Origin of the sequence: Stenotrophomonas sp. SrG, assembly GCF_050031795.1 — a bacterium.
In the GTDB taxonomy this organism is placed as follows: Bacteria; Pseudomonadota; Gammaproteobacteria; order Xanthomonadales; family Xanthomonadaceae; genus Stenotrophomonas; species Stenotrophomonas rhizophila_A.
In genome coordinates this window covers 1-364 of record NZ_JBNBBE010000046.1, presented here as the reverse complement: position 1 = coordinate 364, position 364 = coordinate 1, and the positions used below count along the sequence as shown (strand labels likewise).

Sequence of the window (364 nt, the reverse complement as noted above, 5' to 3'; positions counted from 1 at the left end):
CCCAGGAGGTGGAATGTAGACGCTCGATTCCCAACAGCGCGTTCAACCTCGGCGGCAATTCGGGCTCCATCAACGACGAAGCGCGCTCGCTGCGCCTTCGCCCGGCGAAGAAGGCGACCCTGATCCGACTATTCGGCGGGTATAACCACGTTCGCGGGGAAGGGTACGCTTTCATCTACATCACCAGCGACAGCACGCTGCCGCAGACCGTCGGCCGTTTCGATACCTCTGCCTCCGGAAATGGTTGGCGGCTGGTGAAGTTCGGCGGCGATACGCTTGATGGAAAGGGATCTAGCATGTCAATGCTGCCGGATTTCTTTGCCGGGAACAGCGAGATTACGCTGTTCGAGGGAAACAACCGGAC

Annotated in this window: 1 protein-coding gene; it reads left to right on the top strand. The window is 59.6% G+C overall.

Annotation, left to right across the window (positions count from 1 at the left end; genetic code table 11):
- On the top strand, positions 1-364 hold a 364-nt coding region (locus ACQG3P_RS18905), incomplete at both ends, for a hypothetical protein (RefSeq protein WP_426805891.1).